The sequence below is a fragment of the Serratia microhaemolytica genome (assembly GCF_004011885.1).
GTDB lineage: Bacteria > Pseudomonadota > Gammaproteobacteria > Enterobacterales > Enterobacteriaceae > Serratia_G > Serratia_G microhaemolytica.
Map to the genome: position 1 here is coordinate 1 of NZ_ML137209.1, position 24,443 is coordinate 24,443.

Consider the following 24,443-nt stretch of genomic DNA (forward strand, 5'->3'; position numbering starts at 1 on the left):
GCCCAAAATGAAAGAAGCCTATGCGATATTGTTGATGGAGAAATTTACTTATTACCTGAGGCAGCATCGATTATATACCCGCACACTTGGCATTATTTGAGTTTATAGAAATGAGGGGATCACTAAGATCCAGCACCATTTGCTGAAAATCCGAAGAGGGATGGAGAAATTTACTTATTACCTGAGGCAGCATCGATTATATACCCGCACACTTGGCATTATTTGAGTTTATAGAAATGAGGGGATCACTAAGATCCAGCACCATTTGCTGAAAATCCGAAGAGGGGCTGAGTGACTGATTAATGTCCCGCTTCAGCCGAGCTGATGGCAGGCAGCGCAATCTTAAACAAGCGTGAAAAATTTTCACTGGTGGTGTTCGCTAGCTGTTGCAATGTCACCCCTTTCAATACCGAGAGATATTCAGCAACATCGCGTACATACGCCGGCTGATTCTCTTTGCCTCGATGCGGCACCGGTGCAAGATAGGGTGCATCTGTCTCCACCAGCATGCGCTCTAGTGGGACATAACGTGCCACTTCACGCAGCGATTCTGCATTGCGGAATGTGACAATACCTGAAAATGAGATATAGAACCCGAGATCCAGTAATGCCTTAGCAGTATCGATATCTTCAGTAAAGCAGTGTAATACCCCACCACACTCATCAGCTTGCTCTTCACGCAACACTGCCAAGGTGTCGTGACGTGCTTCACGAGTGTGCACGATCAGCGGCTTGTTAAGTTGGCGGGCAATTCGAATATGTTGACGAAATGACTCCTGCTGGAGTGTCATATTCTGTTGCTGATAAAAGTAATCCAGCCCAGTTTCACCCAACGCAACAACCTGCTCTGAGGCAGCCAAACGCTGTAGTTCAGCGTAATCATATCCACCATCGAGATTGAGCGGATGTACACCACAAGAAAAAGCAACATCGGAGCGTTGTCCAATCAATGCAGTCATTGCCTGGTAGCCGGGCAATGTGGTCGCAACCGCCAGCACAAAACCGACATCGTGTTCTTTTGCTTTGCGTAATGCATCGTCCACGTTTTGATGTAAGCCGCCAAAGCTGAGGCTGTCAAGATGACAGTGTGAGTCTACTAACAACATGAATAATCAACTCTATTAGTTCAAGGTATAAGTGGCATGTGCACAGCGATGAAAACTGTCCCGCGCGCTAAGTCGGCACTGATTGCGCTAAATGTAACCGACATTGCCAGTAAAAAAGCGTATTAGAACGGGTTAACCAGCAACGATATGCTGTTCCCACTGCAATAACTGCTCAGTGAGCAACAACTCCTGATTGATACCGCTAATGTTCAACAGTTGTTGATAACACTGTATCCAGTCACTGCTTAAGGTTTGCAGTACCAAACCACTAAAACGCGTTGCCAACTGTTCAATCAGAACCGGCTGATCAACATTGACCAGGTAACCGGTCAAGCCTTGCTGCCATTTTTGTGCATCAAGCAGCAGTGAGCAGAGCCAGTGCAGTGCCGTTGCTGCTTGATCATGATTGAGCTGCGGCAACAATTTCAACAGATCAGCCTGCTGTAACGACTCGGCCAATACCCGACATAACGCCATACGCTGTTGCCAACGTTCTGGTTGTAGTAACTGTTCTGCAGCAATCGGTGCGCCATGACTCAAGCGTAATGCTGTCGAACGTTCTGCCGGATCACCCGCTGCTTGCCGTGCTAGCCATTGCAGACTGCTATGTTCATCTGGACACGCGAGATGCCAGAAAAAACAGCGGCTCCGCAATGTGGCTAATACCCGTTCTGGTGCATAGCAACCAAACAAGAAGTAGGTATTGTTGGAGGGTTCTTCCAATGTTTTTAACAATGCGTTGGCTGCTGCTTCGGTTAACCATTCTATTCGATCAATCGCAACCACTTTGGCTCCATCCTGGTTAGCATGGGCGTAAAGTGCATCTATCAGTTGACGTATCGACTCTACCCCTAGGCTAGTTTTGCCCTTTTCTGGAGCCAATAGATGATAATCAGGATGATGACCCGCCTGCATTAGGTGACAGCTATGGCACTCTCCACAACTTTTTGTTCCATTTGGCCGTTGGCAGAGCAGCCAGCGCCCTAGTGCATACCGTAGCGCGGTATCACCGTTACCAGGCACTGAATGCAGCAGCAGTGCATGGTGGCCTCGCCCCGCGCTGTACTGTCCAATCAACTGGCGATAGGCGCTATTCAGCCACGGATACCAGTTCATTTCACTCCTTGTTGCTGTAGCCAGTCGGTAACTACACGTGCAATCTGTGCGCTAACATGTGCCAACGGTTGTGAAGCATCAATGGTGATGATGCTGTCGTTGGCCGCAGCCAACTGCTGGTAGCGGGCTCGAGTACGTTCAAAAAAAACCAGCGTCTCCTGTTCAATACGATCAAGCTCGCCGCGCGCTTTTGCTCTCTGCAAACCCTGCTTAGGCGGTAGGTCGAGGTAGAGTGTCAGGTCTGGGCGAAAATCTGCCAGCACGACATCGCGTAGTGTGGTCATCAAATTTTGATCAATACCACGTCCTCCACCTTGGTAAGCCAGCGAGGAGAGATCATGGCGATCACCTATCACCCAAACACCGCGCGATAATGCAGGTTGGATCACCGTTTCAACCAGTTGAACCCGAGCAGCATATAACATCAGCACTTCCGCCTTGACGGTTGGGTGTTCGCCCTGCTCACCATGTTTAAACAGATCACGCAATTTCTCTGCCAGCGGTGTGCCACCCGGCTCACGTGTGAAGGTAACTTCGCTAATGCCGTGTTGTGCTAACAGACTGGCGACAGTTTTGATCGCCGTGGTTTTTCCGGCACCTTCTAATCCTTCGATGACAATAAATTTACCGTTCTTCATTCTGTTGCCTTTGTGCTCGACGATAAGCACGAACCGCTGTGTTGTGGCTATCAAGATTAGTGCTAAATACATGTCCTCCTTTGCCATCAGCAACAAAGTAGAGGTAATCGGTTTGTTCCGGATTGGCCGCCGCAAGCAGTGAAGCTCGACTCGGCATAGCGATCGGCGTTGGTGGCAACCCACTGATAATATAGGTGTTATAAGCAGAGGGCGTTCTGAGATCTTGGCGTGTTATGGTGCCGGTGTAGCTGTCACCCATCCCATAAATAACCGTTGGATCAGTCTGTAAGCGCATCCCTCGCTGTAGACGATTAACAAATACCGAGGCCACTTTGCCACGCTCTTCATTGAGTGCTGTCTCTTTCTCGATGATTGACGCCATGATCAGCAACTGCTGTGGTGTCTGATAGGGCAAACCAGCCATTCGCTGCTGCCACACTTCAGACAGTGCGCGCTCCATCTGTGCATAGGCCCGTTTCAATAGTGCCACATCGCTAGTTCCGGCAGTGTAGAGATAGGTATCCGGATAGAAACGCCCTTCGAGAGGGGTTTCTGCCGGCAGCCCCAGCCTGCTGGCCAATTCAGATTCGCTCAGCGCAGTTAACGTCGGTGTGATCATTTCGGACTGCTGTAAAATCAACATCCAGTCACGCAAACGCGATCCTTCGACAAAACGCACACTGAACTGTGCTTCTTTACCGCTGGCCAGCAACATCAATAACTGACGAACTGTCATATCAGGGGTTAGGCGGTAAGTACCGGCTTTAAATTCAGCCAATTGTGGCTGTAGACGCAATAACCAGGCAAATTCGCGTTTTCTCTCGATCACATTATTTTTTATCAGCAGATTTTCCAGCCCAACACGGCCGGTACCGGCAGGCAACGTGAACAGCATTTCCTGTTCTATCATCAATCGGGTATCAGCGAATTGTTCAATTCGTTGCTGAATGCCGTACAACAATGCAGCAGCTAACACAATTATTAGCAAAACGATCTTCGATGCAGTTATTTTCATCAAGTTGCCATTATTACAGGGTAAGTTCACCAATTTCTTCACTAGCAGCGTGAAACATCATAGCGACTGTGGTGCTCATGCCATAGTGGTTGATAGCGACACACTTTTGCTACCCCATTCGCTGTCCTGGCGTACGAAGGGTAAAACAGGGTCGACAATATCAACTCAGTACCGATTTGTTAACTAACATTGGCGCATAGCGAGCGCCGAATCACCATTAGCAGTGTGGCTTTAACTCATAGAACAATTGACGCGAATGATAATGCCATGTTTCTAAACGTGTTACTGGCAAAAGCGGCATTAATGCATTGCACAGTATAACCTCGTCAGCATCCGCTAATGTTTGCAGAGGCTCTCGGACAACATGTAGTGTGTAATCACGATCAGCCAACAATGCCATCACTTTACGCCGCATAAGCCCAGCCACTCCCGCTTGTTGTAAGCAGGGGGTAAACACCGCCTTTCCCTTGCGCCAAAATAGGTTAGCAGCGCAACACTCTACCAGTATTCCTGAAGTATCAAGCACCACCGCCTCATCAGCCGTGGTCTGTTCAAGATGGCTTCGTATCAGCACCTGCTCTAACCGGTTCAGATGTTTTATCCCAGCCAACAGTGGGTTCTGTGCCAATACTACCGGGCTGACTGCTAAGGTAATACCGCGTTCGCACCACTGCAGATAATGAGCAGGATATACGCCACGCGACACAATCCGCGTCGCTGCCTGGCAGCCCTGTGGACTATAGCCTCTTCCACCACTACCACGTGTGATGATCGCTTTAACTACACCCAACTGTACTGATTGTGCCGCATGCTGCATTTCCTGTTGCAATAACAACCAGTCTATTGCCGGGAATAGCAATCTTTCAGCAGCTTGGCGCATTCGCTCAAGGTGCCAAGGCAATAGATCAATCTCACCGGCAATCACGCGACAAGTGGTAAAAAAACCATCACCAAACTGTAAACCGCGATCACTAACAGATAAAGTTTTCGACGCTTGGCCATTGATCCAATACATTATTTTGTTGCCTCAGCAGTTCAGTACTATTCGCAGCATCGATTTCAGTCTGAGAACAAAAAAACCCGGTAGCAAAATTAACCGGGTTTTCTATCAGTGGCACTGCTGCCGGTTACACTCGACGGAAAATCAGTGATCCATTAGTGCCACCAAAACCAAACGAGTTACACAGGGCAAACGTCATCTCTTTGGTTTGACGTGCCTCATGCGGTACAAAGTCGAGATCTAATCCATCATCGACATTGTCCAGATTGATGGTTGGCGGGATCACTTGATCACGCAATGCTAACACAGTAAAGATCGACTCAACGGCACCGGCAGCCCCAAGCAGATGGCCCGTCATTGATTTGGTTGAACTGACCATAACCCGTTTAGCATCAGCACCAAATATCGACTTCACCGCTTGCGCTTCTGCTCTGTCACCCAGAGGGGTAGAGGTTCCATGCGCATTGATATAACCAATTTGCGATGTGGCAAGCCCAGCGTCGCGCAACGCATTACGCATTGCCGAGGCAGCACCTGCACCATCCTCAGGCGGTGAGGTCATATGGTGAGCATCACTGCTCATACCAAAGCCAACCACCTCAGCATAAATTTTTGCACCACGATTTTTTGCATGTTGATACTCTTCCAGCACCATCATGCCTGCGCCATCACCCAACACAAACCCATCACGATCTTTATCCCAAGGGCGGCTTGCTGCCTGGGGTGCTTCGTTACGTGTGGATAATGCGCGTGCGGCACCAAAACCGCCAATACCGAGTGGAGTACTGCCTTTTTCGGCACCACCTGCTAACATCACATCCGCGTCGTTATAAGCAATCATACGTGCGGCATGGCCAATGTTATGTACACCGGAAGTACAGGCTGTGGCGATAGCAATACTTGGACCTTTCATGCCATACATGATGGTCAAGTGACCTGCAATCATGTTGACAATGGTTGATGGGACAAAAAACGGACTAATTTTACGTGGCCCGCCAGCCACCAGTGCGCTGTGATTTTCCTCAATCAATCCCAGACCACCAATTCCAGAGCCGATCGCTGCACCAATTCGCTCTGCGTTACCTTCGTTGATTTCCAGCCCGGCATCCTGCATGGCTTGCATTCCTGCAACAACACCGTATTGGATGAAGGCATCCATTTTTCGCGCTTCTTTGCGTGAAATGAAATCTTCAACATTAAAATTCTTTACCAAGCCCGCAAACTGGGTTGCATAGGCAGTAGTATCGAAATGGTCGATCAGGCTGATGCCACTCTGACCGGCAAGAAGAGCATTCCATGTGGACTCTACCGTATTGCCGACAGGAGACAACATGCCCAGTCCAGTCACAACTACTCGACGCTTAGACACGATTGTCCTCCAAGGAGGGAAAAGACGACACTAGAGACAAAAAAACTTAGGCGGTCGAGTGACCGCCTAGATATGTTCGTTTACTGCTGGCTAGCGTTGATAAAATCAATAGCTGCTTGGACAGTAGTGATTTTCTCTGCTTCTTCGTCTGGAATTTCTGTGTCAAACTCTTCTTCCAGTGCCATTACCAATTCAACAGTGTCAAGAGAATCTGCGCCCAAGTCCTCAACGAAAGAAGCGTTATTTAAAACTTCTTCCGGTTTAACACCCAGTTGCTCAACAATGATCTTCTTAACGCGTTCTTCGATAGTGCTCATACTCTTAAATTTCCTATCAAAACTCGCTTGCGCGATGGTTTTCGTAGTGTATAAAAACTTGAAAAATATGCAACTAAATCCCGGTTGGTTAAACCACGATTTTACGCTATTTTGAGGGGTTTCCCGCAAATAACGCAAATAGTTTTCACATTTTTTAAATCATGCACATTCCGCCATTGACATGCAACGTTTCACCGGTAATGTAACCGGCTTCATCAGAAGCGAGGAATGCGACAGCACTGGCAATATCTTTCGCAGCACCGAGCCGATGAGCCGGTATCTGAACCAAGAAGGCCATACGCTGTTCTTCTGTTAACGCCTGTGTCATGTCTGTCTCAATACAACCTGGAGCCACAACATTAACGGTAATGCCACGAGAAGCGACCTCTCGCGCCAGAGACTTACTAAAACCAATCAACCCCGCTTTTGCGGCAGCATAGTTAGTCTGTCCAGCGTTACCCAAAGAACCGACTACCGAACCGATGGAGATGATACGTCCAAATCGGTTTTTCATCATCGATCTTATCACTGCTTGTGACAAACTGAACACGGAGGTCAGGTTAGTATCCAGGATATTTTGCCATTCCTCAACCTTCATCCTCATCAGTAGATTATCACGAGTGATGCCGGCATTATTCACTAAAATATCGATTTCGCCAAATTCTTCTCGAATCGTCGCCAACACACTGTCGATTGAGTTCTTGTCTACCACATTGAGCATGTAGCCCTTACCACTCTCACCGAGGTACTGGCTAATCGCTGCAGCACCGCTCTCTGTGGTCGCTGTACCCATCACTTTTGCCCCGCGCTCTGCAAATAACTCTGCAATAGCACGACCGATACCACGACTGGCACCGGTGATAAGAACAATTTTGCCTTCAAAGTTCATTGTTTTCCTCTTATTTAGTACTCAAGCGCTGCCGATAGACTAGCAACATCATTTACTGCTGCTGCCGCTAATGTATCAACAATTCGCTTGGTAAGACCGCTGAGAACTTTACCTGGCCCCACTTCCAGCAACAGGGAAACCCCTTCTGTCGCCATAAATTCGACACTTTCCGTCCAGCGAACTGGGCTGTATAGCTGACGCACTAAGGCATCACAGATTGCGTCTGGTGTGTTTTCAATACACACATCAACATTATTTACGACCGGAACTACCGGCTGGTTAAATGTAACTTGCTTCAGTGCCAAAGCCAACTGTTCTGCTGCCGGCTTCATCAATGCACAATGTGAAGGCACACTAACCGGTAATGGCAGCGCACGTTTAGCGCCGGCTGCTTTACAGGCTGCCGCTGCTCGCTCAACAGCTTCCTTGTTACCTGCAATCACTACCTGCCCCGGCGAGTTGAAATTCACCGGGGCAACAACCTGACCCTGCTCAGCTGCTGCACATGCTGCAGCAATCGACTGATTATCAAGGCCAATAATCGCATACATTGCCCCTGTTCCTTCCGGCACTGCCTGTTGCATCAATTTGCCACGCAACTCAACAAGTCGGATCGCCGCTGCAAAATCAAGCACTCCAGCACATACCAAGGCGGAATATTCACCTAGGCTGTGTCCTGCCATCATCGCAGGCATTTCGCCACCTTGCTGCCGCCATAAGCGGAAAATCGCCACGCTTGCAGCTAGCAACGCAGGCTGCGTCTGCCAGGTTTTATTTAACTCTTCACTCGATCCCTGTTGAACCAACTGCCATAAGTCATAGCCCAATACCGCTGACGCCTCACTGAAAGTCTGCTGCACGATAGGATACTGTGCCGCCAGTTCAGCCAACATGCCAACAGCCTGAGAGCCTTGACCTGGAAAAACAAACGCAAATTTCGTCATTTTTATCTTCCTGTAACATCAAAACCGAACTAGTGCCGAGCCCCAGGTAAAGCCGCCACCAAATGCCTCTAACAACACCAACTGACCACGCTGAATACGACCATCCCGTACCGCTTCATCAAAGGCTGAAGGAACAGAAGCCGCCGATGTATTGCCATGACGATCAAGCGTTACCACAACTTTATCCAGTTCCATTGCCAATTTCTTAGCCGTCGCACTAATAATCCTCAGATTAGCTTGGTGGGGTACCAACCAATCCAGCGCACTGCGATCAAGGTTGTTAGCCTTGAGTGTTTCATCAACAATGTTTGCTAATTCAGTAACAGCAACTTTAAATACCTCGTTACCCGACATTGTTAAGTAAGCAGGCTGTACCTGTTGACGATCACACTGAGGCAACGCCAGCAGTTCACCATAACGCCCGCTGGCATGGAGGTGAGTAGAAAGGATACCTGGTTGTTCACTCGCACCTAGCAGCATTGCACCGGCACCATCACCAAATAGGATCAAGGTGCTGCGATCTTCTGGATCCAGTGTGCGCGAAAGCACATCGGCACCGATCACCAGTGCATATTTGACCGAACCATTTTTGACGTACTGGTCGGCAATACTCAAAGCGTAGCTGAAGCCGGCACAAGCTGCCGCAACATCGAAAGCAGCGCAGTTATTCTCAATCCCAAGCAGTTGCTGCACTTGGCAGGCCGCACTGGGAAAAGCATGGCTGGAACTGGTTGTTGCCACCACAATCAGGCCGATCTCATCCTTAGCCACCGCCGCCATTGCCAATGCCTGCTGTGCCGCACGCGCAGCCATGGTCGATACTGTCTCATCGGCCGCTGCAATACGACGCTGACGAATGCCTGTACGCGATACAATCCACTCGTCTGAAGTGTCGACCATTTTTTCTAAATCAGCATTCGTGCGCACTTGTACGGGTAGATAACTTCCCGTGCCTAGGATTTTGCTATACATGTACGATCAATCACTCTTGGGTTAATACAGTTTCGAGGCGCGCTGCAATGTTGTCTGGTATTTGCCGCTGCACCGCCTGAACAGCCTGTTCGATCGCAATTGCGAATGCATTCTGGTTTGCCGCACCGTGGCTTTTGACCACCGTGCCACGCAGCCCTAACAGACATGCACCATTATACTGGTCGGGATTCAAATGCCCGAGTTGCCTGGCCAGTTTCTTCTGTAACCACCGGCTGACTATTTTCAACCACCACGCCTGCTGACCGCCTGCCGAAGATGTTTTCAGCAGCGATAAGAACTCTCTTACAACACCTTCCATGGTTTTCAACGTAACATTTCCGACAAAACCATCACAGACCATCACATCCGTTTTACCCGTCAGCAGATCATTACCTTCCAGATAACCAATATAGTTGATGGTTGGCATTACTTTAAGTATCGCCGCTGCACTGCGGATATTCTCCAACCCTTTGCTCTCTTCTTCGCCGATGTTGAGCAATGCAACCCTCGGTTGTGCAATCCCCAACACCGCTTCAGCCATCACCGCACCCATCAGTGCAAATTGCACCAGCATCGCACTGCTGCACTCAACGTTGGCGCCCAGATCCAGCACGACTGTTCTGCCGCGTTGGCGGTTAGGTAGCACGGTCATCAACGCTGGGCGTTCGATACCTGCCAGTGGCTTAATCAATAAATTCGCCAATCCCATCAATGCGCCAGTATTACCAGCACTGACGCAAGCTTCGGCCAGCCCCTGCTGCACCAATTCAAGCGCGATGCGCATTGATGTGCCTCGACTGGCTCGAATCGCTTGTGATGGACGAGCATCAGAGGCGATCACCCGGTCAGCAGGTACCACCTGTAGCCGTTGCAACAGCAACGGTTCGCCTTTGGCAAGAAAAGGGGATATAGCGTCAGGATCACCGACTAACAGAAGATGGAGTCGTGGATTAGAGGCCAGTGCCTGCAATGATGCGGGCACTGTGACGCAGGGACCGAAATCCCCGCCCATGGCATCTAACGCAAGGGTTAGACGAGTCAAAGTATCGCTAACTTAGCCGATAACCTTGCGGCCACGGTAAAAACCATCGGCAGTGATGTGATGACGACGGTGAGTTTCACCAGAAGTCGCATCGACAGACAGGGTGGTTGTGGTCAACGCATCATGTGAACGACGCATACCACGCTTAGAACGGGTTGGTTTGTTTTGCTGTACGGCCATCGACCTTACTCCTCATGACTTAATCTTTAAACTGGCTAACACGGCAAATGGATTAGGCTTCTCCGCCTCGGCAGGCAGTGTGCCAAATACCATATCCGCTTCGGACACTTCACAGTGTTCAGATTCATGTACCGGAACGACTGGTAGAGAGAGAATAATTTCATCCTCTATCATCGCCAGCAGATCGACCTGACCAAACTCGTCAACCTCAATCGGCTCATAACCTTCCGGTAATGCCTCAGCCTGCTCATCACTAGCAACTGGGCTAAAACAATATGTTGTGCGGATGTGCTGAGTGAACTTTTCCGAACAACGCTGACACATCAGTGCAACTGTGAGCTCAGCGTGCCCGGTAATCACCACCAAGCGCTGGTTATCGATGTTAAACGACAATTCGACGCTAACATCACTCTCCACACTGACCACAGATTCAGCAACACGGGTGACTTGGCCTGGCGCATAAACACCGGCATAATCTAAGCGTTTCTGAGCAGCTCGTGCTGCATCGATGGTCAGAGGTAACTTTACTTTTTGCATAAGGCGCGCATATTAACTTTCCCGTGTCTGAGAGTCAATCACGCCTTTGCTCAATACACACTTTGCCGCACGATGCCAACTCGGATAACCGACTCACACACTGAGTACAGCACACCAACCTTGGCGCTTTTAGCACTAAAATCAAAAAAATCACAATCCCGCTCATCAGCCCTCACGATTAAGCTACACGACGGATGACAGCCAGTTAACCCGGCAACGGCAACAAAAACGAGCACAATGAAACACTCTGCTTTACTATGTTGATTCTGTTTGCTTCACCATTTTCTGAGGTTACTTATGCTGCCATTGATACTCGCATCCAGCTCGCCCTATCGTCGGCAACTGCTGGAAAAACTGAGCTTACCCTTTAGCTATGCGACACCAAACGTTGATGAGACAGCACACGCCAATGAAAGCGCGCAGCAGTTAGTGTTACGCCTTGCCGTCGCAAAGGCGCAAGCATTGGCAGGCCGCTATAACAATCACTTGATTATCGGTTCTGATCAAGTCTGCGTAATACGGGGGAAGATTACCGGTAAACCTGGTAGTGAACAGCGGGCACGCCAGCAGTTGCGTGATGCCAGCGGACAACGTGTGAGCTTCTACACCGGGTTAGCGCTCTATAACAGTAGTACCGAGCGATTACAAAGTTGCTGTGAGCTGTTTCAAGTTCAGTTTCGCTCACTGAGCGATGAGGAAATTGCCAACTATGTTAGCAAAGAGCAACCTATTAATTGTGCAGGCAGTTTCAAAAGTGAAGGGTTAGGTATCGCACTGTTTGAACAACTGATCGGCACTGATCCCAACAGCTTGGTTGGTTTACCATTGATTGCATTACTTAACATGCTACGCCAAGAGGGGATTAATCCGCTTACTTCAGCATCATAACCCCTACCCGACAACCAGTACCACAAGGTGAGCATCAAGACACCATCCACAACCGATATGACCCCCGCTGACCATTAGCATTAGCGCTACCGCTTTTGCGCCTGCTGGCGTAATACCTGTAAACAGTGGCGTAACTGCTGATCCATCGGTGCCTGGATCGATAGCGTCTCACCGTTGGCAGGATGCTGAAAACGCAGCATGTTGGCATGTAAGAAGAGACGCTGAAGCCCAGTAGCGGCTAATTGTCGATCGAACTGCGTATCGCCATAACGGTCGTCAAATGCAATTGGATGACCAGCATGCAGAGCATGTACCCGGATCTGGTGGGTGCGTCCCGTGATTGGACTGGCCTTAACTAACGTCGCACCAGCAAAACGCTCCTCTATCTTGAAACGAGTCTCTGAAGGCTTGCCGGCACTGTCTACACGCACGATGCGCTCACCGCTTTGCAGAATATTCTTCAGCAACGGTGCAGAGATCACCTTACAGTGCGATTGCCATTCACCTCGCACCAGTGCCAAGTAATCTTTTTGCATCGTTTTCTGCCGTAACTGTTCGTGCAACGACAGCAGCACAGAGCGCTTTTTCGCCACCATCAAGATGCCTGAAGTATCGCGGTCAAGGCGGTGAACCAGTTCAAGAAAGCGTGCTTGTGGCCGTAGCGCACGCAAGCCTTCAATAACGCCAAAACTCAAGCCACTACCGCCATGCACCGCAGTACCTGAAGGTTTGTTAATCAGCAGCAGATGGTCATCTTCATACAGGATGCAGTCAACCAGCGCTGCCACTTTATCCAATTTGGCAGAGACCGGTACTTCGTTACGTTCGGCAACACGCACCGGTGGGATACGCACGACATCGCCAACAACCAGCTTATACTCCGCTTTGACGCGCCCTTTGTTTACCCGTACTTCTCCCTTGCGCACAATACGGTAAATCAGACTTTTCGGTACCCCTTTAAGTCGTGCGAGTAAAAAATTGTCAATGCGTTGCCCCGCTTCATCATCGGTGATGTTGGCAAACTGAACGGTGAGATTATCTGTTTTCATGCTGCAGAATTCTAAATAGTGCGGCATAATAGCGCCACCTCTTTTTATGTGCTTAACTATCGGTGACCGTTACAGAAGAGTGGTAGCAGGTTACCTGCGGAAGTGGTAGCAGAAAAGTGTGAGCTTGTTTGAATACCGAAAACTTCTTTAACAATCAAATCAAATGGCACCTTGCCATTCCCCTGCAAGCAATGGGATAATAAGGAAATTTTCCGTCAAGTTCTGCGTTAGAACAGCTATACTACGGAATTATAAGATTTGTCTGAACGCACAAAAGCGCAGCAATGGCATAAGACGTCATGTGCAATCAAACAATTAGCGGGCTGCGGGTCGCAGCTTGGCCGAAGTAAGTAGGGTTCGATCTGTCAATGCATAGCAGAGTCTATCCCTTTAATAGAAAAGTGCTGTTTTCGCAAAGAAATACAGGCTTACCGAGATTTGCGCCCCAATGCAAGCGACAGCCGAGAGGCTGACGGTTTTGTGAGAAAACACGGGGTTTTCGGTTTTTAACTCGGCCATGAGGTTATTTCGTCCGCAGCTTTGTCAGTCATGTAAGAATAACGAGTAAGTGCAAGATGAAAAGAATGTTGATTAACGCAACTCAGCAGGAAGAGTTGCGGGTTGCCCTAGTAGATGGGCAACGGTTGTACGATCTGGATATAGAAAGCCCAGGTCATGAACAGAAAAAAGCGAATATTTACAAAGGAAAGATCACTCGTATCGAGCCAAGCCTGGAAGCAGCGTTTGTTGATTACGGTGCCGAAAGGCATGGTTTTCTCCCGTTAAAAGAGATCGCTCGCGAATATTTCCCTCCCCATTACGCCGCTCATGGTCGTCCGAATATCAAAGACGTACTGCGTGAGGGGCAAGAAGTCATTGTCCAAGTTGATAAAGAAGAGCGTGGCAACAAAGGCGCCGCTTTAACCACTTTTATCAGCTTGGCCGGTAGTTATTTAGTCTTAATGCCAAATAACCCGCGTGCTGGCGGTATCTCTCGTCGCATTGAAGGCGACGACCGCACCGAGTTAAAAGAGGCACTTTCTGCCTTGCAACTTCCTGACGGTATGGGCCTGATTGTCCGTACTGCAGGGGTGGGTAAGTCTGCCGATGCACTGCAATGGGATCTCTCTTTCCGTCTCAAGCACTGGGAGGCCATCAAGAAAGCTGCGGAAGGTCGCGCTGCTCCATTCCTGATCCACCAGGAAAGCAATGTGATTGTGCGTGCATTTCGCGACTACCTACGCCCGGATATTGGTGAGATCCTGATTGATAACCCGAAAGTACTTGAGTTGGCCAAGGAGCATATTACTGCTTTAGGTCGTCCGGATTTTAGCAGTAAAATCAAGCTCTATAATGGCGAAATCCCGCTATTTAGCCATTATCAAATCGAATCACAGATCGAATCTGCATTTCAGCGCGAAGTGCGGTTGCCCTCTGGTGGTTCGATCGTTATCGACACTACCGAAGCACTCACCGCTATCGATATCAACTCTGCTCGTGCAACCCGTGGCGGTGACATTGAAGAGACTGCGTTCAATACCAACCTCGAAGCCGCAGATGAGATCGCTCGTCAATTGCGTCTGCGTGACTTAGGCGGCTTGATTGTTATCGATTTTATCGATATGACTCCGGTTCGTCACCAGCGCGATGTGGAAAACCGCTTACGTGAAGCGGTGCGTCAGGATCGGGCGCGTATTCAGATTGGGCGTATTTCCCGTTTTGGTTTGCTGGAGATGTCACGTCAACGCCTCAGCCCATCACTGGGCGAATCTAGCCACCATGTTTGCCCGCGTTGTAGCGGTACAGGGACTATCCGTGATAATGAGTCTTTGGCACTCTCGATTCTGCGTCTGATCGAAGAAGAAGCGCTCAAGGAGAACACGCAAGAAGTACACGCGATTGTGCCAGTACAAGTGGCCTCTTATCTACTGAATGAAAAGCGTGATGCGGTCAGTGCAATCGAGAAACGCCAAGGTGGTGTGAAAGCGATCATTGTTCCGAATGACCAAATGCAAACACCTCACTACTCGGTGCTGCGCGTGCGCAAGGGTGAAGAGAGACCCACACTCAGTTATCTACTACCTAAGCTGTATGAAGAAGAGGTCACCTCACCACAGGAAGAGGTTTCTGTCGAACGCAAACGCCCAGAGCAACCTGCACTGGCAACATTCGCTATCGCGCCCTCTTCGCTCTCCTCAAGTGAAGAGTCAGTTCTCACCAAAACCAGCTCAATCAGCCAACCAGCGGAGCCTGTTGTACTCGCCAGCAAACCTGGCTTGTTCAGTCGTCTGTTCTCAGGGCTTAAAGCACTGTTCAGCGCAACTGATAGCTCCAGTGGCAAAGCTAACTCAACCACTGCCACCCAAACGGCAGTAGAAAGCAACCGTAAGACTGAAAGTGGCCACTATCGCCAGCGCAATGGTCGTAAAAACGAGCGTGGCGATCGTAGAGAGCGCAGTGATCGTCATGAAGGGCGAGAAGGGCGTGACAGCCGTGATGGTCAGCGCCGTAATGGTCGCCGGAGCAATTCACAAGAGTTGATGTCAGAAAACTCGCTGAGCAGCACAGCCATCAACACTGCAACCGAAGATGCGGCAAAAAGCTCTCGCGATGAACAGCAACCCCGTCGAGAACCGCGTAATGAGCGTTCACGTCGTCGCACTGATGAGAAACGCTCAGGACAAGCCAAAGGCAAACCCGCAGAGATTGTAGAAACAAACCTCAACCAAGCGGAAGATAGCCAAGAAGAGGCGCATCAACAACCGGCACAGCGTCGTCAACGTCGTGCTCTGATGCAGAGTGTCCGTGTATTGCCGATCGATGATGAAGATCTACATCAGGCTGCTGAGGAGCTACTGGCACCAAAAGGACCATCGAATCCTGTCGCTATCTCACAGAAAGATCAAGAAGACAATATTTTATCTCAAGCTGACCATGTACCAACTCAAAACAGTGATTGGCTACAACGTGAGCAAAGTAATGTGACAAAACAGCCATCGCTGTCGCAACCAACATTACTTGCTATGCCCACAACCGCTTCTGATGCGGACAAAACTGTTTCGCCAGAGGCACGTGTCACAGCAGAGAACGGTCTTCCTCGCCGTTCTCGCCGTTCGCCACGCCATCTACGCGTGAGTGGTCAGCGTCGTCGCCGTTATCGTGATGAGCGTTATCCAAGCCACTCTCCAATGCCATTGGCAGGCGCGTTCGCCTCACCAGAAATGGCTTCAGGCAAAGTTTGGGTGCGTTATCCTGTGTCACAAGGTTTGCAACTAAACCAAAGCTCATCATTTGAGACTAACCCATTCACCAAACCGGCAGGCGTGATGCCAGGCTCGGAAATCGATGGTGAAATTGAGCTGTTAGCTGCTACTGCTATCAATACAAACGCAGCCGTTAGCGAACCGGTTCACGCTCTGGTGACGGATAACACCACAACAGCAAACGACACGTTAACATCACTCGATGTTAACCAATCATTTGCTCAGCCGGTGTTGTCGACAACTGAGCAGACGGCAGCGCTGGAGACGGAAGCTATGCAGCAACATGATGTCATAGCGCAGAACGATCCTGTAGAGCCGCTCAATGTCGCACCCCAGATCCAGATAGCAGTTGAGCAGCCAGTAGAGCACTGGCAACCGGATGCACAAGCAGAAGAACCAGTTGCAGCACCGGTTGAGACAGGGGTCACCACCGCAGTGGAAGAACCCATCACGGGTGCTGATGGTCCATGCGCAGAGACCGAGTTACTCTCTACAACATTACCGTCGCTCGAGGTGATGCCCGCAGTATTGGTTAATGTTGAAACAACACGTGCTGAAACAACTGAGGTTACAATACCGCTAACTGATCCCAACAGTGGATTAGCTAACGCGCATCCGCAACCATTAGCACGCTACAAACATATTGCCAGCGCACCGATGACTAAAGCTCCAGCACCGGTTTACCATGCAGCATCGGTGGTTGTCAGCAATTGGCAGCGCCCTGCGTTCAACTTTAATGGCAAAGGTTCTGCTGGTGCTCACACTGCTGTCGAGCATGCCAGTGCAGCAGCGGCTAAACCTCAGCAAGCAAACGAGTAAGCATAGATATACCGGTTACCCGCCCAGCGCAGTTTCTGGGCGGAGTTCGTTACTGCCGCTCCTTTCTTTTTGACTATCGGAGTACAGCTCCAATGATCACTCAGCCTCAAACATTGAAAATTCGCCGTCCAGACGATTGGCACTTACATCTGCGTGATGACACCATGCTGCAGGCCGTGCTGCCCTACAGCAGCCAGGTTTTTGGTCGCGCAATTGTGATGCCAAATCTGGCAGATCCCATTACCAGCATCGCCAAAGCGCGTCGCTATCGTGAACGAATTCTTGCTGCCATTCCCGCCAATCATCATTTTACTCCGCTAATGACCTGTTACCTGACTGATTCACTCACCGCTTCTGAACTGGTGACTGGATTTGAACAAGGTGTTTTTAGTGCTGCCAAGCTCTACCCTGCTCATGCGACCACCAACTCAAGCCATGGAGTCAGTGACATCTCTGCAATCTACCCGCTATTTGAGCAGATGCAGAATATCGGTATGCCGCTGTTGATCCACGGTGAAGTCACCGATCCAACGGTTGATATTTTTGATCGCGAGGCACGATTTATCGAACAGGTGATGATGCCAATCCGGCGACAGTTTCCTGAACTAAAAATCGTTTTCGAACATATCACTACCAAAGAAGCCGCACAGTATGTACTGGAAGGGGATCGCTTTTTGGCGGCAACTGTTACTCCACAGCATTTGATGTTTAATCGCAACCACATGCTAGTCGGTGGCATCCGGCCCCATCTGTTCTGTTTACCCATCCTAAAACGTAACATACACCAAGAGGCACTACGTGCTGCAGTAGCCAGCGGTTGTGACCGTTTCTTCCTGGGTACCGATTCAGCACCACATACCAGATTGCGTAAAGAGTCTAGCTGCGGCTGCGCTGGTGTTTTCAATGCACCGAATGCTATTGCGGTTTATGCGACGATCTTTGAACAACTGGGGGCACTAGATCAATTGGAGGCCTTCAGTTCGCTTAACGGTCCGCGTTTCTACGGCGTACCGCTCAATGAAGATTTCATTGTGCTTACACGCAGTGCCGTCACTCAGCCGAGTGAAATTCTCGTCGCGGATGAGAGTATAGTGCCGTTCTTAGCGGGTGAGCAGATTAACTGGTCTGTAGTTAACCAATCCCCTCTCTTGGGTTAACGCTCCTACTTGCCTTCAAGCAAAAATCACTGTATAAAAAAACAGTATTAACTTGGAGGCAACTATGCGTGTCGAAATCACTTTAGATAAAACCAAACCCCTACCGTCTGGCGCTATCGAAGCATTAACAGACGAGCTGACTAAGCGAATCAACCATCACCTGCCTGATACCCGCGTACAGGTACGCTATGCTGGCAGCAATGCACTCTCTGTGATTGGTGGTGCTAAAACAGATAAAATCCTGGTTGAGGAGATCTTGCAGCAAACCTGGGAGAGCGCCGACGACTGGTTTAGCCCCGAGTGATAATCGGCCAGCAATACTCTTCAATTGCGATGCGACAGATTGGTTTCTATCCCCTTCACTAAGGCACGACAGTTACAATCTAAACAGACAGAGTAGCTACAATCATGTGAAAACTTAGCCATCAACCACGAAGATACGTTACAAAAACAAATTTACTGTTGCTTTTATGCTGGTTGATGTTTCATGATGACTGTTCAAGACTGAATTAGGGTTGGGAAAAATCATGCTTTGGAAAAATACTGCCGACCGTTTTGGTCATGTGTCGGTTCTGCTCCATTGGTTAGTTGCTATCGTCGTGTACGGAATGTTTGCTCTCGGTCTGTGGATGGTGACATTAGGCTACTATGATACTTGGTACCATCGCGCACCAGAGCTGCATAAAAGCATTGGTATGCTGCTATTTATTATCATGATTGTGCGCGTTATCTGGCGCTTTATTTCACCGCCACCTAAACCGCTGGCAAGCTATAGCGTAGCGACACGCATTGTGTCACATCTAGTGCAAATCGCGCTCTATGTCGTTCTATTTACTATTTTGCTAAGTGGCTATTTCATCTCCACCGCAAGTGGTGATGCTATCTCGGTGTTTGGCTGGTTTGACATTCCGGCAACTGTAAGTGGCCCAGCCACTCTGGTTGATACTGCTGGTGATATCCATCTATACCTCGCTTGGTCTGTAGTTTTGCTTTCTGTTTTGCATGCACTCGCTGCGTTAAAGCATCATTTTATCGATCGTGATAGCACGTTAAAACGTATGCTCGGTGGCAGTAACAATTAATTTTTCGTGAGCGTCATTGCCTTCAATTGTTGTCAATGAATAAACTCATCTTATTATCTGTGTGGAGATTTTTATGTTGTTGAAAAAAAACCTAACTGCGCTGGCTGCAAGTATGTTGCTACTCAGCTCTGTTTCTGTGCTTGCCGCGAACTATAAGATCGACAAGCAAGGACAACATGCCTTTGTTGAATTCCGCATTAAACACCTAGGCTATAGCTGGGTTTATGGTTCATTTAAGGATTTTGATGGTTCTTTTTCATTCGATGAAACAGATCTAACGAAAAATAAAGTGAACGTTACCATTAATACCGCGAGTGTTGATACCAACCACACTGAACGCGATAAGCATCTACGTAGCTCAGCATTTCTTAACGTTGACAAACACAAGCAAGCGACTTTCAAGTCAACAGAAGTGAAAAAAGCAGGTGATGGTTACGCAATTATTGGTGATCTCACCCTGAATGGTGTCACTAAGCCGGTAACCTTAGATGCAAAATTGATTGGGCAAGGTAATGATCCGTGGGGTAATTATCGTGCTGGTTTTGAAGCACACGGCAATATTACACTGAAAGATTTTGCCATTAAAACTGATTTAGGTCCTGCGTCTCAACAGGTAGAGCTGATTATTTCTGTTGAAGGCGTACGCGAAAAATAGTGACGCTGACCTCGGTTCACAATAACTTTTTACAGCACGAAAAGAGCGCTCTGAAAAGAGTGAACTGAAATAGTAGGTTTTTAACTAGCAGATTGAAAAGCATATTTATTGCTATTAATTTTCCAGTTTGCCAGTCGACAAACCACTTCCTCTTTAAGTCTCCCTTTTCAGGGAGACTTAGTTTTTCCCATCTTGTATATCATTATACCGTCAGCAGGCGATGCAGGTTGAAATCATCAGTGAATCAGCCTAATTCAAGTAGAGTTATCAATCATCATACTAAGTTATCAGTATAACCTCTTGAGGTGAATGCTATCGCTGTCACTTAAAAGGTCGAACATGCTACATCCACAACGCTCAGTGTATTGAGGGTATTTTAATATCAATTTCCACTTTTAAATCAATAAATTATGCGAAATTAAATTCACGACCAGTTAAAAATATAGCCTCATAAAAACCGATTTAGAATAACTGCCAATGTGTACTGCAAGTAAACCAATTGTAAGCTGATAGTCGCCAGCGTATAAAACGTATACTTTCGAGATATTATCTACAAATCAGTTGTTCACCGCATTTGGTATATTGATAGTAACCCATTGTTTGATCTCCCCTCTATTACGCGGCGCAGATAAAACATTCTCGCTACGTCTTTACCCTGTTATTAGCACCACCCACTTTCATGGATTGTTCTCTTGCAGCGCCTGGCGTAACATCAATTTTGCTCCCCAAACTGTGAGTTCAATAATTTCCTCTTTCGTCAAGCCAAAACCATCTTTCAGCACTGTTAACGCCTCAGTACCATAAAGTACCGATAACAACATCACTAAGCGCTGAATGACCTCTTTGGGTAACTGATTATTCAGTGGCGAAAGTGCATCGGAGAGCACATTTTTGCGATAATTTGTCTGCACTAACCCCTTGCTCTGCATTTCACTATCACTGACCATGTAATCCTGCCAACGTTGCTGGGCAATACGCATCGCATCTCGCATTAATGCTTCATGCAGATCGAGCTGTTCAAATCCCCATGTCAGCAACGTTTCAAGATTGTCCTCAGCTGAATTACCGACAGGAGGGCTATCAAAGTTACTAATCAAGTGCTTAACCATATACTCAACAAACTCACCGTATGTAGAAAAATAACTTTTCAACGTTACTTTGGCGTACTCAGCTTCTCGAGTAACTTCCTCCGGAGAAGGAAATTTCTTCTCTTGATAGAGCCTCAGGGCTGCATGAGTCAAACGTTCCAGGGTTCTACGGCGAACAGGAGAGAGATTGTTTTCATCAAACAAAATCATCGTATTACCTCATTTATACAATAAAAATATCCAAAAGGATAAAAAATATCTTGCGAGACATAAAATATTGGCTTAATTTTATGCCTCACCGCTCTAGCAACTCTTTACGTCTTACATGGAGTGAGTCGTTGTATGGCCAAACTTGTGTACGTCATAAGGAATGCAGATAGCAAACTAGAAGTATTACTCTGGCGGAAACTGTTTCTACATGCCGCTAGGGTAGGTTTTCATGTTGCTGACACCTTGACTGACACATTCACTTTAAACAATAAAAACAATCTATTAAGTTACTTTTTGGCACAATTGATTCGCGGCCATATGGCAAAGCCTGCCGCTGTTGACAGCCAGGCATCCGGAAATTCTGCAACCGTAGTCTCCGTTGCATTAACCCATCTTTTAGTGAGTGCAGAAGATGACATTTCGGGCCTTATTAGTTTTTATGATGTTGAGGGAACAAGGCTGATAAGGGCAGCCATGCTGTCGATGCCGATTGGTGTGCGCAAGGTGGAGTCCAAAACAGTCGTAAACGCTGTGGAAAATTATACTGATGGTGTTGATAGGCTTCCCATGTTGTCTGTCATCACTCTGTTTCACACGCTGAACCTTCTGTCGTGTACCATCTTGGCGTATGTTATTAATAGGGTAGCAGGTTATCTAAACCCCGCTATGACGCTTCCTCAACCAATAATCCCATGTTAGAGGGAGGAATATTTCGCTTCACAACGTCTGGCGTTACTGGATTAACGTTGTTAATCAGAGAGCGGTTTAATTTGGCTGTCTTGTTGGTTCGACGTTCCAACAGCACCATGACCGACATGCTGTTACAGCAAGGCCGCAATTGTCGGGCAAGATATCACTCATAGCACCATCATCATGCAGCTCTTTGGTAGCTTGGTGCAGTGGTTGAGGCAATATCCTGCTAGCACTATACAAACGCGCATTCGATCAGCAAGAAGTTTTGGTATGTTGAATAGAAGCAGACTGAACAAAAAAGATTATCCGAAGACAAGTCACAAGAACAAGCATGCATCTGAATTAAAAAATAAAAACCGGATTACTGTGCACGACACCAGAGGAAAGTTACCAACTCGGCGTTTTGATTTGTCTAACAACTCATCTCAACAATGAATTGGTACATTTCACCACTCTAGAGGGCGGATCCTTAGTATTAGTCGCAACTGAGCGGCTGAACTGTAACTTCTCAGCAAGCCAAGCCATTGTGAGGAAGTTATGGCTAACAGCCAGTTAGTAATGTAACTGCTACGGATCGGAACGCCTCTCGATACCAACGCTCACGAGTCTTCTTGTCTCGTGGTAGGGCATTTCCGGCAGGTGATCTCACCATACCGGCTTTCTTGTTCAACACCAGGGAACCTTTCTAAGCGACGCTGCCGTTCTCCCCAGTTCGAATAAATGGGGATGTGTTCAATACAGCGATACCAGATGTAGTAATTGCTGTTTTTCTATCGGCATGGCTGGTTAGCGTGAGCGACTATCGCTACAATAGCGCGTTCCAATCACAATCAGAATATTGCTTTAAACACAGTCTGTTCTGGTTTAGTTAATCCATCACACAACAGTAGCGATGCTGTTACCTGGCTGATTCCACTCCTGCCAGCGTAGAAACTACTGAGGTCACCATGAATGACAACACAATGACTCGCCAAGAGCTTCGTACAACTTGGGGGCTTGGGCTGGTCTTTTCGCTACGCATGCTGGGCATGTTTATGGTCTTGCCAGTACTCACCACTTACGGTATGGCACTGCAAGGCGCCAATGAAACGCTGATTGGTATTGCTATTGGTATTTATGGTTTGATGCAGGCACTTTTTCAGATCCCGTTAGGACTGATCTCTGATCGTATTGGTCGTAAGCCACTCATTATCTCAGGACTGTTCATCTTCGCGCTAGGCAGTATCATTGCCGCTCTCAGCCAATCTATCTGGGGCATTATCCTGGGACGAGCCCTGCAAGGAGCGGGAGCAATTGCAGCGGTACTGATGGCTCTGCTTGCAGATTTAACTCGCGAACAACACCGTACCAAAGCAATGGCATTCATCGGTGTCAGCTTTGGTATCACCTTTGCCATTGCGATGGTTTTAGGACCAATTATCACCAATGCATTTGGATTAAAAACACTTTTCTGGATGATCGCTGTTTTTGCCTGTGGCGGTATACTGCTCATCTTGCTAGTGGTACCGACACCGAAAAATCCAATATTGAACCGTGAGACCAGCATGGTGCGTGGTAGCTTTGGTAAAGTGCTCAGTAATACACGCCTGTTGCGGCTCAATTTTAGCATTATGTGCCTGCATATTTTGCTGATGGCCAACTTTGTCGCGCTACCGTGGCTACTGGAGCACGCTGGTTTGGCCACCAGCCAGCATTGGAAAATCTATCTGGTTACCATGCTGATTGCCTTTGCCTGCGTTGTTCCGGCAATTATCTATGCAGAGAAACAGCGCAAAATGAAGCAAGTCATGATGTTCTGTGTTGCTATGCTGCTGTGTGCTGAACTGTTGCTCGCTCTTTCAGGTGTTCAGCTACCGTTGATTATCGCCGGAGTACTGCTGTTTTTTGTTGCCTTTAATATCCTAGAAGCGATACTCCCTTCGTTGATCAGCAAAGAGTCTCCTGCTGGCTACAAAGGAACTGCGCTCGGCGTCTATTCGACCTGCCAATTTGCTGGGGTTGCCATCGGTGCAAGTGTTGGCGGCTGGCTATATGGCTCACAAGGAACGATGACTATGTTCCTGATTGGTGCATTGGTGGTCAGCAGTTGGTTTATCATCGTCAGCACCATGCAGCATCCGCCGTATGTTAGCAGTTTACGCATCGATCTTTCTGCTCGCACCCGCCATGAGACACACTTAACAGAGCGTATCATGGCACTGGCTGGTGTTACCGAAGTGGTTATCGTCGCTAGCGAAGCTGCAGCTTATATCAAAGTGGATACCCAGCAGACTAGCCGTCACCAGCTAGAGCAGATTCTACAGTAGAATGCAGCCTGACTGGTGACTGTAGCCGGCTCTCGCTTGCGTGCAAAAACAACGCGCTGTGCATGTACTGCGGGAAAGACTCTGGTTATATTGCGCAATCTGGCGTGA

22 protein-coding genes and 1 pseudogene are annotated in these 24,443 nt (G+C 48.3%); 8 read left to right on the forward strand and 15 right to left on the reverse strand.

The annotated features are described in order from the left end of the window. Positions 1–299: 299 nt before the first annotated feature. The 13 genes and pseudogenes from EOJ37_RS00005 to yceD form a co-directional block, all read right to left on the reverse strand. A complete protein-coding gene (locus EOJ37_RS00005; RefSeq protein ID WP_127956380.1) occupies positions 300–1,106 on the reverse strand; it encodes a metal-dependent hydrolase in 807 nt (268 codons plus the stop codon). 132 nt (positions 1,107–1,238) lie between these two features. Beyond that, positions 1,239–2,222, reverse strand: coding sequence for a DNA polymerase III subunit delta' (gene holB, locus EOJ37_RS00010; RefSeq protein WP_127956382.1), 984 nt, complete (start codon positions 2,220–2,222; stop codon positions 1,239–1,241). Then, positions 2,219–2,860: a dTMP kinase gene (gene tmk, locus EOJ37_RS00015; RefSeq protein ID WP_127956384.1), complete on the reverse strand. Its 642-nt coding sequence runs from the start codon at positions 2,858–2,860 to the stop codon at positions 2,219–2,221. The genes holB and tmk overlap by 4 nt, the downstream gene beginning before the upstream one ends. Next, complete coding sequence (gene mltG, locus EOJ37_RS00020) at positions 2,847–3,875, reverse strand: endolytic transglycosylase MltG (protein ID WP_127956386.1); 1,029 nt, start codon at positions 3,873–3,875, stop codon at positions 2,847–2,849. Before mltG ends, tmk begins: the two co-directional genes overlap by 14 nt. A gap of 217 nt (positions 3,876–4,092) precedes the next feature. Then, positions 4,093–4,890: an aminodeoxychorismate lyase gene (gene pabC / locus EOJ37_RS00025; protein ID WP_127956388.1), complete on the reverse strand. Its 798-nt coding sequence runs from the start codon at positions 4,888–4,890 to the stop codon at positions 4,093–4,095. A 112-nt stretch (positions 4,891–5,002) separates the two neighbouring features. Continuing rightward, a complete protein-coding gene (gene fabF, locus EOJ37_RS00030) occupies positions 5,003–6,244 on the reverse strand; it encodes a beta-ketoacyl-ACP synthase II (protein ID WP_127956390.1) in 1,242 nt (413 codons plus the stop codon). 80 nt (positions 6,245–6,324) lie between these two features. After that, positions 6,325–6,561 (reverse strand): acyl carrier protein, encoded by a 237-nt coding sequence (gene acpP, locus EOJ37_RS00035; protein WP_127956392.1) that lies wholly within the window; start codon positions 6,559–6,561, stop codon positions 6,325–6,327. A gap of 154 nt (positions 6,562–6,715) precedes the next feature. Then, positions 6,716–7,450 (reverse strand): 3-oxoacyl-ACP reductase FabG, encoded by a 735-nt coding sequence (fabG, locus tag EOJ37_RS00040; protein WP_127956394.1) that lies wholly within the window; start codon positions 7,448–7,450, stop codon positions 6,716–6,718. Positions 7,451–7,464: 14 nt separating this feature from the next. After that, positions 7,465–8,394, reverse strand: a complete 930-nt coding sequence (gene fabD / locus EOJ37_RS00045) for an ACP S-malonyltransferase (protein WP_127956396.1) — start codon at positions 8,392–8,394, stop codon at positions 7,465–7,467. A gap of 18 nt (positions 8,395–8,412) precedes the next feature. Beyond that, positions 8,413–9,366, reverse strand: coding sequence for a beta-ketoacyl-ACP synthase III (locus EOJ37_RS00050; protein WP_127956398.1), 954 nt, complete (start codon positions 9,364–9,366; stop codon positions 8,413–8,415). Positions 9,367–9,372: 6 nt separating this feature from the next. Further along, a pseudogene (gene plsX / locus EOJ37_RS00055) lies at positions 9,373–10,408 on the reverse strand (phosphate acyltransferase PlsX). Positions 10,409–10,420: 12 nt separating this feature from the next. After that, on the reverse strand, positions 10,421–10,588 hold the full coding sequence (gene rpmF / locus EOJ37_RS00060) for a 50S ribosomal protein L32 (protein ID WP_004943042.1): 168 nt from the start codon (positions 10,586–10,588) through the stop codon (positions 10,421–10,423). 12 nt (positions 10,589–10,600) lie between these two features. Continuing rightward, positions 10,601–11,125, reverse strand: coding sequence for a 23S rRNA accumulation protein YceD (gene yceD / locus EOJ37_RS00065; protein ID WP_127956402.1), 525 nt, complete (start codon positions 11,123–11,125; stop codon positions 10,601–10,603). A gap of 297 nt (positions 11,126–11,422) precedes the next feature. Here yceD and EOJ37_RS00070 point away from each other — a divergent pair, with 297 nt between their 5' ends. Further along, positions 11,423–12,013 (forward strand): Maf family protein, encoded by a 591-nt coding sequence (locus EOJ37_RS00070; protein WP_127956404.1) that lies wholly within the window; start codon positions 11,423–11,425, stop codon positions 12,011–12,013. A gap of 86 nt (positions 12,014–12,099) precedes the next feature. Here the strand turns inward: EOJ37_RS00070 and rluC are convergent, their stop codons facing one another. Continuing rightward, positions 12,100–13,062 (reverse strand): 23S rRNA pseudouridine(955/2504/2580) synthase RluC, encoded by a 963-nt coding sequence (gene rluC / locus EOJ37_RS00075; protein WP_127956406.1) that lies wholly within the window; start codon positions 13,060–13,062, stop codon positions 12,100–12,102. Between the two features lie 575 nt (positions 13,063–13,637). On the opposite strand from rluC, the gene rne reads away from it, so the two are divergent. The 5 genes from rne (at position 13,638) to EOJ37_RS00105 (ending at position 20,038) form a co-directional block, all read left to right on the forward strand. Beyond that, entirely contained in the window at positions 13,638–17,144 is a 3,507-nt protein-coding gene (gene rne / locus EOJ37_RS00085) for a ribonuclease E (protein ID WP_127956408.1), read from the forward strand. Positions 17,145–17,236: 92 nt separating this feature from the next. Further along, on the forward strand, positions 17,237–18,301 hold the full coding sequence (gene pyrC, locus EOJ37_RS00090) for a dihydroorotase (RefSeq protein WP_127956410.1): 1,065 nt from the start codon (positions 17,237–17,239) through the stop codon (positions 18,299–18,301). Positions 18,302–18,365: 64 nt separating this feature from the next. Continuing rightward, the gene (gene dinI, locus EOJ37_RS00095) at positions 18,366–18,605 is read left to right on the forward strand and encodes a DNA damage-inducible protein I (protein ID WP_127956413.1); all 240 of its coding nucleotides are present in this window, start codon (positions 18,366–18,368) and stop codon (positions 18,603–18,605) included. 223 nt (positions 18,606–18,828) lie between these two features. After that, complete coding sequence (locus EOJ37_RS00100) at positions 18,829–19,383, forward strand: cytochrome b (protein ID WP_127956415.1); 555 nt, start codon at positions 18,829–18,831, stop codon at positions 19,381–19,383. 76 nt (positions 19,384–19,459) lie between these two features. After that, positions 19,460–20,038, forward strand: coding sequence for a YceI family protein (locus EOJ37_RS00105; protein ID WP_206193998.1), 579 nt, complete (start codon positions 19,460–19,462; stop codon positions 20,036–20,038). A gap of 677 nt (positions 20,039–20,715) precedes the next feature. Here the strand turns inward: EOJ37_RS00105 and EOJ37_RS00110 are convergent. Then, positions 20,716–21,336, reverse strand: coding sequence for a TetR/AcrR family transcriptional regulator (locus EOJ37_RS00110; protein ID WP_127956420.1), 621 nt, complete (start codon positions 21,334–21,336; stop codon positions 20,716–20,718). 132 nt (positions 21,337–21,468) lie between these two features. On the opposite strand from EOJ37_RS00110, the gene EOJ37_RS00115 reads away from it, so the two are divergent. After that, complete coding sequence (locus EOJ37_RS00115) at positions 21,469–22,035, forward strand: Tm-1-like ATP-binding domain-containing protein (protein WP_127956422.1); 567 nt, start codon at positions 21,469–21,471, stop codon at positions 22,033–22,035. 941 nt (positions 22,036–22,976) lie between these two features. Further along, positions 22,977–24,335 (forward strand): MFS transporter, encoded by a 1,359-nt coding sequence (locus EOJ37_RS00120; protein WP_127956424.1) that lies wholly within the window; start codon positions 22,977–22,979, stop codon positions 24,333–24,335. Positions 24,336–24,443 lie beyond the last annotated feature (108 nt).